At 65.0% G+C, this 18274-nt stretch carries 10 protein-coding genes and 1 pseudogene; 6 read left to right on the plus strand and 5 right to left on the minus strand.

Annotated features, from left to right (window positions below; genetic code table 11):
* The first annotated feature begins 47 nt into the window (after positions 1-47).
* From A5788_RS20550 to A5788_RS24465, 5 genes are read left to right on the plus strand one after another with little or no spacing between them, the layout of a single operon-like run.
* Positions 48-3755, plus strand: coding sequence for a nitrate reductase subunit alpha (locus A5788_RS20550; protein ID WP_064870726.1), 3708 nt, complete (start codon positions 48-50; stop codon positions 3753-3755).
* Complete coding sequence (narH, locus tag A5788_RS20555) at positions 3755-5446, plus strand: nitrate reductase subunit beta (protein WP_064870727.1); 1692 nt, start codon at positions 3755-3757, stop codon at positions 5444-5446. Before A5788_RS20550 ends, narH begins: the two co-directional genes overlap by 1 nt.
* Positions 5443-6105: a nitrate reductase molybdenum cofactor assembly chaperone gene (narJ, locus tag A5788_RS20560; RefSeq protein ID WP_064870728.1), complete on the plus strand. Its 663-nt coding sequence runs from the start codon at positions 5443-5445 to the stop codon at positions 6103-6105. Before narH ends, narJ begins: the two co-directional genes overlap by 4 nt.
* Positions 6105-6854, plus strand: coding sequence for a respiratory nitrate reductase subunit gamma (gene narI / locus A5788_RS20565; RefSeq protein WP_064870729.1), 750 nt, complete (start codon positions 6105-6107; stop codon positions 6852-6854). The genes narJ and narI overlap by 1 nt, the downstream gene beginning before the upstream one ends.
* Before the next feature lie 56 nt (positions 6855-6910).
* Positions 6911-8005 (plus strand): esterase/lipase family protein, encoded by a 1095-nt coding sequence (locus A5788_RS24465; RefSeq protein ID WP_064870730.1) that lies wholly within the window; start codon positions 6911-6913, stop codon positions 8003-8005.
* A gap of 185 nt (positions 8006-8190) precedes the next feature.
* Here the strand turns inward: A5788_RS24465 and A5788_RS20575 are convergent, their stop codons facing one another.
* The 5 genes from A5788_RS20575 to rplN all read right to left on the minus strand — a co-directional run bounded on the left by A5788_RS20575 (position 8191) and on the right by rplN (position 11721).
* Complete coding sequence (locus A5788_RS20575) at positions 8191-9855, minus strand: alpha-keto acid decarboxylase family protein (RefSeq protein ID WP_064870731.1); 1665 nt, start codon at positions 9853-9855, stop codon at positions 8191-8193.
* 413 nt (positions 9856-10268) lie between these two features.
* On the minus strand, positions 10269-10454 hold the full coding sequence (locus A5788_RS20580; protein WP_005170384.1) for a type Z 30S ribosomal protein S14: 186 nt from the start codon (positions 10452-10454) through the stop codon (positions 10269-10271).
* Positions 10454-11032 (minus strand): 50S ribosomal protein L5, encoded by a 579-nt coding sequence (gene rplE, locus A5788_RS20585; protein WP_005208408.1) that lies wholly within the window; start codon positions 11030-11032, stop codon positions 10454-10456. Before rplE ends, A5788_RS20580 begins: the two co-directional genes overlap by 1 nt.
* A gap of 1 nt (position 11033) precedes the next feature.
* Positions 11034-11351, minus strand: coding sequence for a 50S ribosomal protein L24 (rplX, locus tag A5788_RS20590; protein ID WP_005208409.1), 318 nt, complete (start codon positions 11349-11351; stop codon positions 11034-11036).
* A gap of 1 nt (position 11352) precedes the next feature.
* Complete coding sequence (gene rplN / locus A5788_RS20595) at positions 11353-11721, minus strand: 50S ribosomal protein L14 (protein ID WP_005208410.1); 369 nt, start codon at positions 11719-11721, stop codon at positions 11353-11355.
* A gap of 454 nt (positions 11722-12175) precedes the next feature.
* On the opposite strand from rplN, the pseudogene A5788_RS24510 reads away from it, so the two are divergent.
* Positions 12176-18202, plus strand: a pseudogene (locus tag A5788_RS24510) (amino acid adenylation domain-containing protein); the annotation flags it as partial.
* Between the last annotated feature and the right edge of the window lie 72 nt (positions 18203-18274).

Below are 18274 nucleotides of genomic sequence, written 5' to 3' on the forward strand. Positions count from 1 at the left end.
GAAGACGAAACCGCACACCCTGAGCATTTCATCCGTATGGTGAATTCATGGCCCGATCTACTGCAGTTCAGGGCGATGCAGCCACAGCCCTACTCGATATCGGCAAATTCTTTACCCGTTGGGACGAAACCTCTGACGGGAGAGTCGTTTTCCGTGAGGGCGGCCGATCCGGCGACGTCTTCTACCGTGACCGGTGGAACCACGACAAGATCGTGCGATCGACCCACGGCGTCAACTGCACCGGATCGTGCTCATGGAAGGTCTACGTCAAAGACGGCATCATCACCTGGGAGACTCAGGAAACCGACTATCCGTCGGTCGGTCCCGACCGGCCGGAATACGAGCCCCGCGGCTGCCCACGTGGCGCGGCATTCTCCTGGTACACGTACTCACCGACGCGGGTTCGGTACCCGTACGCGCGCGGGGTTCTCGTCGAAATGTACCGGGCCGCCAAGGAAAAGACCGGCGATCCCGTACTGGCGTGGGCCGACGTCGTCGGAGATCCGTTGCGCCGCAAGTCATATCAGCAGGCTCGAGGTAAGGGAGGCCTCGTCCGCGTGAGTTGGGACGAGGCCATCGAGATGGCTGCTGCCGCCCACGTGCACACCATCAAGACCTACGGCCCCGACCGATGCTCCGGTTTCTCACCGATCCCCGCGATGTCGATGGTGTCGCATTGCGTGGGGACTCGCTTCATCCAGTTGATCGGCGGGGTGATGACGTCGTTCTACGACTGGTACGCCGACCTGCCCGTCGCGAGCCCGCAGGTCTTCGGCGATCAGACCGACGTCCCGGAATCCGGTGACTGGTGGGATGCGTCGTATCTGATGATGTGGGGCTCCAACGTCCCGGTCACCCGAACTCCAGACGCGCATTGGATGGCAGAGGTTCGCTATCGCGGCACCAAAGTCGTATCGGTCAGCCCCGACTACGCCGACAACACCAAGTTCGCCGACGAATGGCTACCCGCACAAGCAGGTACCGACGCCGCGCTGGCCATGGCGATGGGGCACGTCATTCTCTCGGAGTACTTCGTCGCGAACACGACCGAGTTCTTCGACGAGTACGTTCGCTCCTACTCCGACCTTCCCTTTCTGGTGCACGTCGAGCAACACGAACACGGCCTCGTCGCAGGCAAGTTCCTGACCGCAGATGAGTTGGCGGGAGCCGATGAGAACGACTCCGACGCCGTGTGGAAGACCGTGGTACTCGACGAGCAGACCGGAGCAGCCGCGGTTCCCAACGGCTCGCTGGGTTTTCGCCGCTCTGCCGCAGGCGAGGGCAGATGGAACCTCGACCTCGAGGGAATCACCCCGGCGTTGACCCTTTTCGGGCGCGACGACGCGCAACTCGTCGAGATCGCTTTGCCAGCCTTTGACGCCCCGGATGGCAGCGGTTCGGTGCTACGCCGAGGTGTGCCGACAACCGTCATCGACGGCCACCAGGTCACCACGGTCTTCGACCTCATGCTCGCGCAGTACGGGGTGCGTCGTGACGGAATGCCCGGCGAATGGCCGTCCGGCTACGACGACGCGTCGACCCCCTACACGCCTGCCTGGCAGGCGGAGATCACCAGCGTGCCTGCGGAGGCAGCGATCCGGGTTGCGCGCGAATTCGCCACCAATGCAGTCGATTCAGGCGGACGATCGATGATCATCATGGGAGCCGGGATCTGCCAGTGGTTCCACGGCGACGCCACCTATCGGGCCATCCTCTCGCTGTTGATCCTCACCGGCTGCATGGGACGAAACGGCGGGGGCTGGGCGCATTACGTGGGCCAGGAGAAATGCCGCCCGATCACGGGATGGATGTCGTTGGCCAACGGACTCGACTGGAGCCGACCGCCTCGCACCATGACGGGTACGTCGTACTGGTACATGCACACCGACCAGTGGCGCAACGACGGCTATTCGGCTGCGTCATTGGCATCTCCGCTGTCGCGCGGGACGCTCGACCACGAACACACCGCCGACGCCATCGCGCAATCGGCGCGGCTCGGCTGGATGCCGTTCTATCCGCAGTTCGACCGCAATCCGCTCGACGTCGCAGACGACGCACGGCAAGCCGTCGACCGTGGCGATGCCGAGTCTGCGTCGAGCTATGTGGCACAACATCTTTCCGACGGAACACTGACGCCGTCGATCAGTGATGTCGACGCCCCGGAGAACTGGCCACGGACGCTGGTTCTGTGGCGGTCGAATCTCATGGGGTCGTCGGCGAAGGGCAACGAGTACTTCTTCCGAAACCTCCTGGGAACACACAACAATGTGCTCGGAGTCGAATCGGCCGACACTCCCCGACCCAAAGACGTTCGGTGGCATGAGAAAGCGCCGGAGGGCAAGCTGGATCTGCTGCTATCGGCGGACTTTCGTATGACGTCGACGACGCTGCTGTCCGACATCATCCTGCCCGCAGCCACCTGGTACGAGAAGAACGATTTGTCGTCGACGGACATGCACCCCTTCGTGCACGCCTTCTCCCCTGCCATCGATCCGCCGTGGGAAGCGAAAACCGACTTCGATCTCTTCCACCGCCTCGCCGCCGCGTTCACCGAGCAGGCCAAGACGCACCTCGGTGTGCGGCACGATCTCGTCAGCACCCCCATGCAGCACGACACTCCCGGTGAGACAGCGCAACCCAAGGGCACTGTCGACGACTGGCACCAGTCGACGACGGTCGGCCATCCCGGAAAGAACATGCCTGCCTTCGCGGTGGTGGAGCGCGACTACACCGCGATTGCCGACAAGCTCGCGACGGTCGGCCCACTCGCCGATACGCTCGGCTTCGCCACCAAATCAGTCACCTACGATGTCGGCGAACAGGCGCAGAGTCTCTCAGACAGCAACGGAGTGATGCTCGGCGGTGCGGGCGACGGTCGGCCGGCGATCGATACCGATGCGAAACTCGCCGAGGCGATACTGCGGTTCTCCGGAACCACGAACGGCACTCTCGCAGTTCAGGGCTTCGAGAAGCTTCAGAAGCGCGTCGGAAAGACACTTGAAGACCTCGGAGAAGGCAACGCCGACAAGCACATCAGCTTCGCCGACACCCAACAGGCGCCCGTTCCGGTGTTCACCTCGCCGGAGTGGTCCGGGTCGGAAACCGGCGGCAGGCGATACGCCCCGTTCACCGTGAACATCGAGCGCCTCAAGCCTTTTCACACTCTCACCGGCCGCATGCACTTCTACCTCGACCACGATTGGATGATCGACGTCGGCGAATCGATGCCCATCTATCGGCCCCCGCTGGACATGCATCGATTGTTCGGTGAGCCACGACTCGGCCCAGACGGCGCACAGCAGATCACCGTGAGATACCTGACGCCCCACTCGAAGTGGTCCATTCATTCGGAGTACCAAGACAACCTCTTGATGCTGTCCTTGTCTCGCGGCGGTCCGACGGCGTGGCTGAGTCCCGAGGACGCCGCAGCGATCGACGTGCACGACAACGAATGGATCGAATGCGTCAACGCCAACGGCGTCGTGGTGTGCAGGGCTATTGTCAGCCATCGCATGCCAGCCGGAGTCGTCTATGTTCACCACGCGCAGGAACGCACGATCGACGTCCCGAAATCGGAGGCAACGGGTCGGCGGGGTGGGATACACAATTCGGCCACCCGACTACTCGTCAAACCGACTCACCTGATCGGCGGATATGCCCAATTGTCTTATGCGTTCAACTATCTCGGCCCCGCCGGTAATCAGCGCGACATGGTGTCGACGATCCGTAAGCGCAGCCAGGAGGTGACGTACTGATGCGGGTGATGGCTCAGGTCGGGATGGTGATGAACCTCGACAAATGCATCGGCTGCCACACATGCTCCGTCACATGCAAACAGGCGTGGACCAACAGGGCAGGCACAGAGTACGTCTGGTTCAACAACGTCGAAACCCGCCCGGGGCAAGGGTATCCACGACGCTACGAGGATCAGGAGAAATGGCGCGGTGGCTGGCATCTGAACGGCAAGGGCAAGTTGAGGCTCCGTACGGGCGGTCGGATGCAGAAGTTGCTGACGCTGTTCGCGAGTCCCGTTCAACCGACCATCTACGACTATTACGAACCGTGGACCTACGACTACCAGATGCTCATCGACGCCCCGCTCGGCGACGATTTCCCTGTCGCGCGGCCGAAATCGCTGCTCACCGGTGACGACACGAAGGTCACATGGTCGGCGAACTGGGACGACGACCTCGGTGGCGCACCGGAATTGGGCGCGCTCGATCCGATCGTCGAGAAGCTGCGTCGTGAATCAGAGGACGCCGTCAAGTTCAGCTTCGAGCAGACGTTCATGTTCTACCTGCCCCGCATCTGTGAGCACTGCCTGAATCCCTCATGCATGGCGTCGTGCCCGTCTGGCGCGATCTACAAGCGGAGCGAGGACGGTATCGTCCTCGTCGACCAGGACCGGTGTCGCGGGTGGCGCCAATGCATTACCGGCTGCCCGTACAAGAAGATCTACTTCAACCATCGAACGGGCAAGGCCGAGAAATGCACACTCTGCTACCCGCGGATCGAGGTCGGGCAACCGACCGTCTGCTCCGAGACCTGCGTCGGCAGACTCCGATATCTCGGGTTGTTCCTCTACGACGTCGACGCTGTCACCGAAGCTGCCTCCACACCAGACGACACCGACCTCTACGAAGCCCAGCTCAACCTGCTCCTCGACCCCAACGACCCGGACGTGATCGCCGGGGCGCGAGCTGAAGGCATTCCCGAGGACTGGCTCGATGCGGCACGTCGATCGCCAATTTATGCGCTGGCCAAGGAGTTCCGCGTCGCTCTGCCGCTGCATCCGGAGTACCGCACCATGCCAATGGTCTGGTACGTGCCGCCGTTGTCGCCGATCGTCGACCTACTCAGCGGGCAGGGCCACGACGCTGAGGACGCGGGCACCCTGTTCGGTGCGATCGACGCATTGCGAATCCCCGTGGAGTACCTCGCCGAACTGTTCAGTGCGGGCGACACCGCAGTAATAGACGGCGTCCTGCGCAAACTCGCTGCGATGCGCGCGTACATGCGCGACATCACGCTCGGCCGCGAACCCGACCCCGACATCCCCGCCTCTGTCGGTATGTCCGAAGAGCAGGTCTACGAGATGTACCGCTTGATGGCGATCGCCAAATACGAAGAGCGGTATGTGATTCCGACGGCCCATCTCGAGCAGGCCGAACAGCTCGACGAAATGGCATGCTCCCTCGACTATGAGGACGGGCCCGGCATGTACGGCTCCGGCGCCTTCGGCGAAGCGAGCGGAAACCCTACTCCAGTCTCAGTGGAGACCTTTCACGCGCTCAAGCAACGTCAGACGACCGACACCGCGACCAGCTCACATCGCCTCGCCAATCGCACGAACCTGCTGAACTGGGACGGTAACGGTTCGCCCGAAGGGCTGTTTCCCGACCGCCCCGCGTCCGACGACACCGGCAACTCGAAGGCGTCGTCGTGAAGTGGCCTCGCCGCGCGACTGCCGCCGATCATCGCGTGACGCGGCAGGTCTCCTCATGGTGTCTGAGCTACCCCGACGATCAGTTGGTCGATCGAATCTCGCTGCTGCGCAGAGCATTATGCGAACAGCCCGATCACCCCTCCATTCGTGAGCTACTGACCTTCGTCGATCATCTCGAGTCGACGCCACTCCGCACCTTGGTCGACGACTACGTCGAGACATTCGACCTGTCGCGCAAGCACACGCTGTATCTCTCGTACTGGACCGATGGCGACACACGACGGCGTGGAGCCGCGCTCGGTGAGTTCAAAGCGCTCTATCGGAGCAGCGGCTTCGTGGTCGACCTCCACGGCGAGTTACCCGACCACCTGCCGATCGTCCTGGAGTTCGCGGCGCGGGTCGACGCTGACGCGGGACAAGAGGTGCTGGAGAAATATCGCCCAGCGCTCGAGTTGATCCGATTCGCGTTGCGAGACCGTCGATCTCCTTACACGGCTGTGCTCACGGCGATCTGCTCGACGCTGCCCGGCGAGTCACCGGTAGACCGACAGGCCGCGCGCGCGATGACGCCGGCGCTCGGCGTCGAGGCCGTTGGCCTCGAGCCCTACGATTCGCGCCTACTGCCGCTGACCGCGACACCTGCGGGAGGTGAGGCGTGATGGACGTATTCCTCTGGGGCGTGCTGCCATACGTCGTGCTCCTGATACTCATCGGTGGCACCATCTGGCGCTACCACTACGACAAGTTCGGGTGGACCACACGATCGTCGGAGCTTTACGAGTCGCGGCTACTGCGGATTGCCTCGCCGATGTTCCACTACGGAATCCTCGTGGTCATCGCCGGACACGCGGTCGGTCTGGTCATCCCACAGTCCTGGACCGACGCACTCGGTGTCTCCGAGACGATGTACCACTGGGGCGCAGGCTTTTTCGGCCTCCTCGCAGCGGCAGCCACACTGCTGGGCATCGGCCTGCTCATCTATCGACGTCGCACCACCGGCCCGGTGTTCATGGCGACGACCCGCAACGACAAGCTGATGTATCTGGTCTTGGTGTGCGCGCTGATCGCGGGAACCTACATCACAGTTGTCGGTGCCGTCGATCCCAGTGGCCCCGGGGTCAACTATCGCCAGACTGTCTCGCCGTGGTTTCGATCGATCTTCGTGCTGCAACCCGACATTCGCGCAATGGACGCAGCACCGCTGCGCTTCCATGTGCACGTCCTGATCGGTCTGACCCTGTTCGCACTCGTTCCGTTCACCCGTCTCGTGCACATGTTCACTGCTCCGGTGCACTATCTGTTCCGGCCGTACATCGTGTACCGCAGTCGCGATCGACTGCCCACCCCCGGTGACCGCACGTCACGCCGAGGCTGGGAACCAGTGGGAGTCAAGGACCGCGACCGGTGAGCTACGCTCCACTCACCTGCGCTATGACCGGCAACACCTAGCTGAGAGGTTCGCACGTGACCACATCGTCGAATCGACGTCGTTCCCGAACCCGCCTGCTGACGACGGCCGTCGCCGCGATCGCCGCATGTATCTCGCTTGCCGCGAACTCCGCAGGCACCGCGTCGGCCGCCCCGCAGCAACAGCTCGCCGACCAGATCTCCGGCGCCTCACCGACCCCGGCCCGCGCCGAGACCTTTCTGCTCAACGGCGAGAGTCGTTGGCTCATCCCCACCGGCAACGGGCCGAAGCAGACTACGTTCCCCGCGGCTTTCGCGCACAGCCTGTCGAATCCCAACGTGGCGCCCGCCGGTGCGAATGACTGGTCGTGCAAACCGCAGGCCGGCCGCAACCCCGTCGTCCTGGTCCACGGAACGTGGGAGAACGCCTATAGCAACTGGTCGATGATCTCCCCCGCGCTCCGTCAGGCAGGCTTCTGCGTCTACGCACTCGACTACGGAATACAGCCGTCCTCTCAGGGCGGTGGCGTAGCAGCAGCATTCCCCGGCGTGTACGGGACCGGCGACATCGTGAAGTCGGCGACCCAGATCAAGACCTTTGTCGACAAGGTCCTCACGTCGACCGGCGCAGCCAAGGTCGACATGGTCGGCCATTCGATGGGCGGCATCTCGACCCGCCAATACCTGCGATTCGACGGCGGGGCGGCCAAGGTCGCCAACGTCGTGACGCTCGGCGCGACCAACAACGGCACGACGCTCAATGGCATCGGCACGCTCGGACGCACCATCAACGACCTCGGCGTCGACATCCTCGGACCCCTCGCACTCGGCGTCGGGGTCTCGGGCACCCAGCAGATCTACAACTCGCCGTTCCTGAAGAACCTCAACAGCGGCGGTGTCTACGCCCTCGGCGACATCCGATACACGATCGTCAACACCCGCTACGACGAGGTCACCACCCCCTACTCCAGCACGTTCTTCCCCACGGGCACCAAGAACACCCGCAACATCACACTGCAGGACGGCTGCCCCCGGGACACGTCCGATCACTTCTCGATGAGCTATTCGCCCCGCGCGACGTCGATCGTGCTGCGGGCCCTCGGCGCGGACGTCCCACTCGTCTGCGCACCGAATGCGTGGCTCGTCGGCTAGCGCGCTGCCGCCTGACGCCACTTGGTCCGGCTGACGCCGATCCGTATGACATTCGTGCCGATTCTGCGGGCAGTCCGTCATACGGATCACCGCGACGGCGCTGCTGTCGACACCTCGTCTTCGTCCCAGACCGTCACGGGCGTGACGATCTGGGACGAAGATCTTTCCTTCACGGATGACCGATGTCACCTGTTCGCGCTCGCGGCCGCAGCCGCGATTGCCTCGAGCACCGGCGGGACGTCGAGTTCACCGGTGACCGCCTCGATCAGCGTCAGCGATGTCGGGTGCGCGGCAGCGTCGACGAGCATGCCGGTCAACTCGGCCTGCGTCGTCGCACGATGGGTCCGCACCGTCGAGACGTCGCCGCCCAATGCGTACGGCAGCAGCGTCCAACGCCAGGGAGCGATGTCGTTGTAGTTCATCTCCGCACCGTGAATCGCACGCTCGACGGTGTAGCCGTTGTTGTTGACGACGACGATCACCGCGGGGATACGCTGCCGGATGAGTGTGCCGAGCTCGGCAACCGTGAGCTGTGCGGCGCCGTCGCCGATCAGCAACACCGGTCGGCGATGCGGTGCCGCGATCGCTGCCCCGATCATGGCGGGCAACGTGTATCCGATGGACGCCCACAACGGTTGACCGATGAAGACCGCACCGCTCGGAAGTCGTTGAGCCGCAATGCCACAGAAGCTGGTTCCCTGGTCGGCGAAGATCACGTCGTTGCCGGTAAGCGCTGCACCAACGGCCTCCCAGAGTTCCTGCTGGGTCAGCGGTGCATGCGGATCGGGCTCGAGGTTGCTCATCGGAGCGGCGAACGACACCGGCAGGTCGGGCCGCGGGGGAACGATCTCGGCCAACACGGCCAGCGCGTCGCGCATCTCGATGCCCGCGAAGGTCTCACCACCGACCACCGCGGTGTGCGGCTGCAGATCGATGCGGACCGCGTCGTCGAGTCGCTGTGTGAAGTACCCGGAGATCAGGTCGGTGAAACACACTCCGACGGTGATGAGACACTCGGCATTCTCGACTGCGTCGCGCACATCGGGCTGGGTCGCGTCGCCGAGGTACAGCCCGAGGTACCCGGAACCACGCTCGTCGACGACGCGCCGCCCCCACAGCAGCGACGCATACTGCAGCCCACCGACTTTCAACAGGTGATGGAGCTGATCCACGGAACCGGAACGATGGACAAAGATGTCGGCGAGTACGACCGGCGAACGGTCGGCGATCAATTGTGCTGCGGCGTCGGTGAATCGGGCGAGCTGGTCGACGTCGGTGCGCGCGGCAGGTACCTCGAGGACAGCGGTGGGCGGTTCACACGACTGCTCGGCGACGTCGGCGGGCAGCGAGAGGTATCCCGGACGGCCCTCGGCCACCATCGCGGCGAGCACCCGGTCGATCTGCGCGGTGGCGGTGCCGTGCTGCAACATCTCTTGTGCCACAGTCACTTCCGCCGACATCCGCAGCGTGTGGGTGAAGTCGCCGTCGCCGAGTGAGTGGTGCGTCGCCCGTCCGGCGGCCTGGACCGCCTCGGTGGGAGCGTCCACCAGGTGCAGCATAGGGACGTGCTCGGCGTACGATCCTGCCACCGCGTTGATGGCGCTGAGCTCACCGACTCCGAAGGTCGAGCACACCACCCCGACGCCGTTCATCCTGGCATAGCCGTCGGCCGCGTAGCCCGCGCCGAGCTCGTTCGCGGTGCCCACCCAGTTGATCGACGGATGCTCGTCGACGTGGTCGAGAAGTCCGAGAGTGAAATCGCCCGGGACACCGAAGATGGTGTCGACGCCGAGGTCGGCGAGACGGTCGAGGAGGTAGTCGGAAACGGTGTAGGTACTCGTGACGTTCATGTCCGCGCCTTTCGTCATCGCCGGGGAGCCCCTTGTGGCTCGTTCAGGAAGCGATGTACTCAGTTTTCGCGATCACGGACGTCCTACCCACCCGCCATCTGGCCGATGTTCGGGTGGATTGCGCGCTCCCCCGATCGGGGGATGCGGCCTGCGGCGGGCGTCGAGGCGGGGGCGGCGTCGAACCGATCAGTATGACAACGAGCCCCATAATCCGGCACTTCTGTCATACGGATCGGCCGGGCATCAACGACGACGACCCCGCATCCCACTTGGGGACACGGGGTCGTGGTTTCGACAAGCTCAACCAGCGGGCAGTGCGATCAACCAGCGGTTGATGCGCTCGACCCTGCGGGTGAAGCACACCAGCGGCCGCGGCGCGGGCCGGGCGGTCGAGCTAAGTCAGCGGAGCTGGGTCACCAGCTCGACTTCTGCACGCCCGGGAGCTCACCGGCGTGTGCCATCTCGCGCAGGCACACACGGCACAGGCCGAACTTGCGGAACACCGAGTGCGGACGACCGCAGCGGTTGCACCGGGTGTAGGCCCGCACGGCGAACTTGGGCTTCTTGTTGGCCTTGTTGACCAGAGCCTTCTTTGCCATCAGTTGTCCTTCACGGAGTTGTCTTTGAACGGGAAGCCCAGCTGGCGCAGCAGCGCGCGGCCTTCCTCGTCGGTGGTGGCCGAGGTGACGACGGTGATGTCCATACCGCGCGGCCGGTCGATGTTGTCGATGTTGATCTCGTGGAACATCGACTGCTCGTTCAGGCCGAAGGTGTAGTTACCGTTGCCGTCGAACTGGCGGTCCGAGAGTCCGCGGAAGTCGCGGATACGGGGAAGCGCGATGGACACGAGGCGGTCCAGGAACTCCCACATACGGTCGCCACGAAGCGTGACGCGTGCGCCGATCGGCATGCCCTCGCGCAGCTTGAACTGTGCGATCGACTTGCGTGCGCGACGGATTTCCGGCTTCTGGCCGGTGATCAGTGCGAGGTCGGTGACCGCGCCGTTGATCAGCTTCGAGTCGCGAGCGGCGTCGCCGACGCCCATGTTCACGACGACCTTGACGACGCCCGGGATCTGCATCACGTTGGCGTAGTCGAACTCGGTGTTCAGCGCATCCTTGATCTCGGCGCGGTAGCGCTGCTTGAGACGCGGCTGGGTCTTTTCGGTGGTGGTCATATCAGATGTCCTTCCCGGTCTTGCGGGAAATCCGGACCTTCTTGCCGGTCTCCTCGTCGACGCGGTAGCCGACGCGGGTGGGATTGCCCTCGGAGTCGACGACCATCACGTTTGACACGTGGATCTTCGCTTCCTGGGTCACGATGCCGCCCGACGCCGCGCCACGCTCGTTGGCCGACGCAGCGGTGTGCTTCTTGATGCGATTGACGCCCTCGACCAGAACACGCTCTTCCTTCGGGAAGGCCTGAATGACCTTGCCCTTGGCGCCCTTGTCCTTGCCCGAGACGACGATGACGGTGTCACCCTTGTGAACCTTCATGTCAGATCACCTCCGGTGCCAGCGACACGATCTTCATGAACTTCTTCTCACGCAGCTCGCGGCCGACCGGGCCGAAGATGCGGGTACCGCGGGGGTCGCTCTCACCCTTGAGGATGACGGCGGCGTTCTCGTCGAAACGGATGTAGCTTCCGTCCTGACGACGGCGCTCCTTGGTGGTGCGCACGATGACAGCCTTGACGACCTCTCCCCGCTTGACGTTGCCGCCGGGGATGGCGTCCTTGACAGTGGCGACGATGACGTCACCAATGCCTGCGTAGCGCCGAGACGAGCCGCCCAGCACGCGGATGCACAAGATTTCCTTGGCTCCGGTGTTGTCGGCGACCCGCAGGCGAGATTCCTGCTGAATCACTCGTTAGTCTCCTTGACCTGGATGTCGTCGACACGGTGGATCCACCGGGGTGGGCCACCGCATCTGTACGCCGGATTTCCGACCCGACGCACACGGTCTGTTACCACCGGACACACGCCTGCCTGGGGTTTTGTTCCGATCTTGCGATCGCAACGGACCACCGGGTGGGTTCGCGAGCCGATTCGCGACGCTCAACGCGCCGCAGGCAACCCCACAAGTGTAGGCGAACGCGCAGGTCCGGGCCAAATCGCTGCCGATAGGCATGACCACGACGACCCCTTCGCCATTCTCCACGACCATCCGCGCTTTCGATTTTTCTTCAATCCGCACCCATCTGCGGCGCTTAGTCACGCGAAGCACGGTCAGATCCACCGGGCACAGGGCCACCACCACCGACCGATCGCCGCGCTCGACCGCGACGGTCACCTCATGAGGAGGCACAGTGAGCACCGAGGTGAGCACGACTCATTTCACAAGCGGACATGTCACAGGCGGGCAGCCCACGTCTGCCGACGCGCAGAGCCGACCGCTCCCTCTGACCGCGGCGCAGCGCGGCATCTTCTTCGCGCAGCAACTCGACCCCGACACCCCGATGTCGGTTGCGGCCTTCGCCGAGTTCTTCGACGACGTCGACGCCGAGGTGATGGACCGGGCCGTGCAACAGACCGCGAACGAAACCGAATCGGGCCTGTTGCGTGTCGTCGACGACGAGGACGGCGAACCATGCATCGTCGTCGATCGCGACAGGGACATCCGGCTCGGGCTCGTCGACTTCTCCGACGACGACGATCCGCGTGCGCGGGCTCTCGAATGGATCGACGATCACCGGTCACGCAACGTCGACGTCTACACCGATCCGCTCCTCGAGACGTATCTGCTGCGCATGGGTCCGACACACGCGCTCTGGTACTGCTGGGGCCACCACATCGCGTTCGACGGATATGCCGCGATGTTCATGATGGTCCGGGTCGCCGCCCACTACACCGCGATCACCGAGGGTCACGCCGCACCCGCGTCGACCAGCGCGACGATGGCGCAGATCGCCGAGATCGACCGCGAGTACCACGCCTCTGACGCATACGCCCGCGCACACGACCACTGGCAGCAGCGCCTGCGCCCCGGTGGAGCCGACGCTCCCGAGCCGACCTCCCTGTCGCCGGCGAGCGCACCGGCCGCGCCTGTTGCCGTCGTCAAGAGCACCGAACTCGACGCCGACCTCGTCGCACACATCCGTTCGCGCGCCGCAGATCACGGGGTGCGGGCCGCGTCGGTGATCACCGCGGCGGTCGCCCTCTACCTGGCACGCCTCAACGATCGCGACGACGCCCTGCTGAGCCTTCCGGTGGCCAGCCGCGACACCGACCTGCTGCGCACCTCTGCCGGCCTCACGTCGAACGTCCTACCCGTCGGCATCGAATTCGACGCCGCGACGACCATCGCCGACGCGCTGCGGAGCATGAACTCCGACATCAAAGACGCTGTGCGACATCAGCGTTTCCGCCATGAAGACATCACCTCCGACATCCTCGACGACTCAGACGGTAGGCGCGGATTCTTCGGTCCGATGGTCAACGTCATGCTCTTCTTCGAGCACATCGACTTCGGTTCGCTGCGTGGCGAACTGAACGTGCTGTCGACCGGTCCCGTCGAGGACGCGTCGATCAACGTCTACGACGGCTTCACCGGCGGCATGCGACTCGACCTTGAGGCGAACCCGAACGTCTACACCGCAGACGACGTCTCGCTGCACCACAACCGGATCGTCGACTTCCTGCGACGATTCGTCGACGCCCCCACCGATACGCCCGTCGTCGACATCTCAGCCGCGACGGCGTCGGAGTTGTCGGCCATCGACGACGTCGCACACGGCCGCAGCGTGGCGACAACAGACGCGACGCTCATCTCGCTGCTCGACGCCGCGCTCGAGCAGAGCACCGCCACGCGCACCGCGCTGATCGAACCCGGCGTCGAAACCCTGGACACCGCGACCTTCACCGCACGCGCACGCAGCGCGGCGGCCGGACTTGCCGCGCGTGGGATCGGCCCCGAATCGGTTGTCGGCGTTGCTCTCCCGCGAAGTGCCGACCAGGTGGTCGCACTGCACGCCGTCATCCGCGCGGGCGCGGCGTTCCTGCCCATCGATCCCGCGGAACCCGCGCAGCGCCTCGCGCACATCCTCGACACCGCCAAGCCCGCGGTGATCATCGCAGCACCCGGCTGGGCCGGCACCGACACTCCGCTGGTCACCGTCGATGACCTGATCGAGCCATCACCGTCGACAGTGCAGTTCCGCGCACCCCGCCCCGACAATCCGGCCTACGTGCTGTTCACCTCCGGCTCGACGGGCAGGCCCAAGGGAGTCGTGATCGACCACCGCGCCATCGTGAACCGTCTGCGATGGATGCAGGATCGCTACCAACTCGCCTCCGACGACCGGGTGCTGCAGAAGACACCGGCGACCTTCGACGTCTCGGTGTGGGAGTTCTTTTGGCCGTTCGTCGCGGGCGCCACACTCGTCGTTGCGCGACCCGACGGCCACCGCGATCCGTGGTATCTGCGCGACGTGATCGCCGAAGAGTCCATCACGACACTGCATTTCGTGCCGTCGATGCTGTCGGCATTCGCCGACGCGCTCGCCCTCGACGAGTCGTCGAACCCGGATGCACTGACGTCGCTGCGACGCATCTTCACCAGCGGCGAGGCACTCACACCCGCGACGGTTGGTGCGATCGACGAGCTCACCACCGCGCCGGTGCACAATCTCTACGGGCCGACAGAGGCCGCCGTCGACGTGACCTATCACGACGAATGCCGCAGCGACGCAGGCGATATCCCAATCGGCCGACCCGTCGACAACACGTCGACCCACGTGCTCGACCATCACCTCATGCCGCAAGCCATCGGCGCGATCGGTGAGCTCTACCTCGGCGGCATTCAACTCGCCCGCGGTTACGCGAGCCGTCCCGACCTGACCGCCGCACGGTTTGTGTCCGATCCGCGTCAGCCCGGCGCCCGCCTGTATCGCACCGGCGACCTGGTCCGCCGACGCGCCGACGGCGAGATCGAGTACCTCGGCCGCGCCGACTCACAGATCAAGATCCGCGGCCAGCGCGTCGAGTTGGGCGAGATCGAGTCGGCACTGGCGGCGTTGCCCGGCGTCCGCAGCGCGGCCGTCATCACGTTCGACGACGCGGCCACAGGTGGCATCGAACTGGCAGGCTACGTCGCGGGCGCAGATGCGCTGAAGTCTCGCGACCTCCGCGCCGAACTCACCGATCACCTTCTCCCCCACATGGTCCCGTCGACCATCACGGTTCTTGCGGATCTTCCGACGACAAGCAACGGCAAGCTCGATCGCTCCGCGCTCCCGGCACCGACACCCACGTCGTCGCAGAGCGGACGGGTCGAGCCGGTGACCGCACTCGACATCGCCGTCGCCGAGACGGTCACCGCAGTGCTCGGCCTGCCGACTCGGGTGTCGTTGTCCGACAACCTCTTCGATCTGGGTGGCAACTCGCTGTCGGCCACCAGGGTGAGCGCACGCCTCGCACGCCGAACCGGACACCGGCTGCCGCTACGCACCGTGTTCGACGCCCCGGACCTCGCCGCGCTCTGTCACGCACTGCGCGCAGCAGGAGTCGACGACGAGCTCACAGCCACCCAGTCCGTCGATGAGATCCCAGCGTCGACCGATGGGCGCGTCGCACTGTCGCCCGCGCAGCAGCGGCTCTGGTTGACAGCCCGCCTCGACCCGGATTCTGCTGTCGCCTACCACATCCCGTTCAGCGTCCGCCTTGTCGGAGCCCTCGACGTCGACGCACTGCGTGCCGCGGTGAACGACGTCGTCGCGCGGCACGAGCCGCTACGCAGCACGGTGTCGGAGCACGACGGACAGCCATTCCTCGACATCCACGCCCCCGACGACGCCGCGATAGAGATGCCCCTCGACGAGGTCGCCGAGGTCAGCGAGATACAGCAACGCGCCACCGACCTCGCCTCACAGCCGTTCGACCTCACGCGCGACTTTCCCATCCGCACACGGCTCCTACGCACGTCGTCCGATGATCACACGCTGGTCGTCGTCATTCACCATCTCGCAGCGGACGGGTGGTCGCTGGCGCCCTTCGCGGCCGACCTCGCCACCGCCTACCGCGCACGCGTCGACGGTCACGCGCCTGCGTGGGCGCCACTACCCGTCGAGTACTCGACGGTCGCCGCAGCCCACCGCGCCGCGTTGACCACCACCGACGGCACAGACCTCGACTTCTGGCGCAGTCGACTCGCCGACGCTCCCGCCGAAACCGAACTGCCACTTGACCGTCCGCGCTCGGATCGCCCAGGTGTAGCCGGCGGCCTCGTGACGATCACCGTGCCCCGCGAGCGTCACACTGCGTTGACAGCGCTGGCAGCCGACAGCGACGCGACCCTCTTCATGGTCGTCCACGCCGCGGTCGCCACACTGCTGCGCGGCTATGCCCGCGCCGACGAGATCGTCGTCGGCACACCGGTGTCCGGACGCGGCGACGCCGACCTCGACGCGCTGGTCGGAATGTTCGTCAATACCCTCGCACTTCCGACGCGCGTCGACAAGAACTCGTCGTTCCTCGCTGTGCTCGACAAGGTCCGCGACGCCGACCTCGACGCCTTCGACCACGCAGACATACCCTTCGATCACCTTGTGACCGAACTGAATCCGCAGCGGTCAGCCCAGGTGCATCCGTTCTTCCAGGTCTCGCTCGCGGTGGACAACCGCGACGACATCACCATCGACCTACCCGGCGTGACAGCAACGGCCTCGCCGATTGACATCGCGTCAACCAAGTTCGACCTCTCGTTCACCTTCGTCGAACACACCGACGAGCACGGGCAACCGTCCGGAATCGACGTCGAGATCGGCTACGCCACCGGACTCTTCGACGCCGCCACCGTGAGCGGTATCGGTTCACGACTGAGCAGGATCATCACCACGGTGACCGACGACCCGACACTGGCGGTCGGCGACATCGCCGTCCTCGACCCGAGCGAGCGACTCGGACTGGTACCGGCCGTCGGCGTGGGAACCCGTCCCGTCGAACACTTCTCGTCGATCCTCGCGGCAGCGGTTCGCTCAGAGCCCGACCGGATCGCCGTGACCGACGGCGACACCTCACTCACCTACCGCGAACTCGACTCCGCCGCCGAGACTCTCGCGCAGTGCTTGCGCGACAACGGAGTCGGGCCAGAGGACTTCGTCGCAATTGCGCTAGCCAGGAGCGCGCAGTGGGTGCGCGCGGTCTGGGCTGTCACCCGATGCGGAGCCGCATGGGTACCGATCGATCCCGCCTATCCGCACGCACGTATCGAGTTCATGCTGACCGATTCCCGTGCGCGCCTGCTGCTGACCGACGTCGACTCACACCCGAAACTCGGCACCGCGGCCGATGGCATCACCACCATCACGCTCGACGAGATCCACCGTTCGGACGGCGACACCCCAGCGCCACAGCGCGATAACGCACCCGACCTCTCCGTCGACCAACCCGCGTACATGATCTACACCTCGGGCACCACCGGCACGCCGAAGGGCGTCGTCGTCAGCCACCGTGGTTTGGCGGACTTTGCCGCACAACAGGTGTCACAGTTCGGGCTCACCGCCGACAGCCGCACGATGCACATGGCGTCGCCCAGCTTCGACGCCTCGGTCCTCGAACTCCTCATGGCGTTCGCAGGCGCGTCGACGATGCGGATCGTCGGGCCAGATCCCGTCGCCGGTGGCGAACTCACCGATCTGATGCGCTCCGCGGGCATCACCCACGCGTTTCTCACGCCGTCGCTGCTGACCACCATGAATCCCGAGGCCGTGCCGGAGCTCGAGGTGCTTGTGATCGGTGGCGAGCATCCGAATGCCGAAGCGGTCCGTCGATGGGCGCAGACCACGACGATCTTCAACGCCTACGGGCCGACGGAGACGACGGTCGTGGCGACAGTCTCGGACCCGATCGTCGAGCAACCCACGACGTCGCGCTCACCCCGCGTCACGATCGGCAGGCCCATTCGCGGCGTCTCGACGGTCGTTCTCGACGAGCGACTCGTCCCTGTCGCACCCGGCACGACGGGCGAACTCTACGTCTCGGGAACTCACCTGGCCCGCGGCTACCACGGCGTGCACGGACTGACCTCGAAGCGATTCGTGGCCAATCCCTTTGGCGATCCCGGCGAACGGATGTACCGCACCGGCGACCTGGTGCGCTGGACCGCCGATCATCGCCTCGAGTTCCGCGGCCGCGCCGACGACCAAGCCAAGGTACGCGGGCATCGCATCGAATTGGGAGAGGTCGACGCCGCGCTCACCGCGCTCGACGCCGTGCAGTCCTCGGTGAGCGTCGTCGACGGTGAAGGTGCGACGGCGCGCCTGATCTCGTTCGTCGCGTTCGACGGGGTCGATGCCGGCCAGCACACACGCGCGGCGCTGCTGACCGAACTGCGAGAACGTTTGCCGCGGCACATGATTCCCTCCGCGATCATCGCTGTTCCCGAGATCCCCAGGACTCCCGCGGGCAAGATCGACCTGCCG

This window comes from Gordonia sp. 852002-50816_SCH5313054-c (assembly GCF_001665925.1).
Lineage (GTDB): Bacteria > Actinomycetota > Actinomycetes > Mycobacteriales > Mycobacteriaceae > Gordonia > Gordonia jacobaea.

Excerpts from the sequence above, each read along its gene's own strand:
- A5788_RS20550 (WP_064870726.1), top strand. The coding sequence starts at position 48 with ATGGCCCGATCTACTGCAGTTCAGGGCGATGCAGCCACAGCCCTACTC.
- narH (WP_064870727.1), top strand. The coding sequence starts at position 3,755 with ATGCGGGTGATGGCTCAGGTCGGGATGGTGATGAACCTCGACAAATGC.
- narI (WP_064870729.1), top strand. The coding sequence starts at position 6,105 with ATGGACGTATTCCTCTGGGGCGTGCTGCCATACGTCGTGCTCCTGATA.
- A5788_RS20575 (WP_064870731.1), bottom strand. The coding sequence starts at position 9,855 with ATGAACGTCACGAGTACCTACACCGTTTCCGACTACCTCCTCGACCGT.
- A5788_RS20580 (WP_005170384.1), bottom strand. The coding sequence starts at position 10,454 with ATGGCAAAGAAGGCTCTGGTCAACAAGGCCAACAAGAAGCCCAAGTTC.
- rplE (WP_005208408.1), bottom strand. The coding sequence starts at position 11,032 with ATGACCACCACCGAAAAGACCCAGCCGCGTCTCAAGCAGCGCTACCGC.
- rplX (WP_005208409.1), bottom strand. The coding sequence starts at position 11,351 with ATGAAGGTTCACAAGGGTGACACCGTCATCGTCGTCTCGGGCAAGGAC.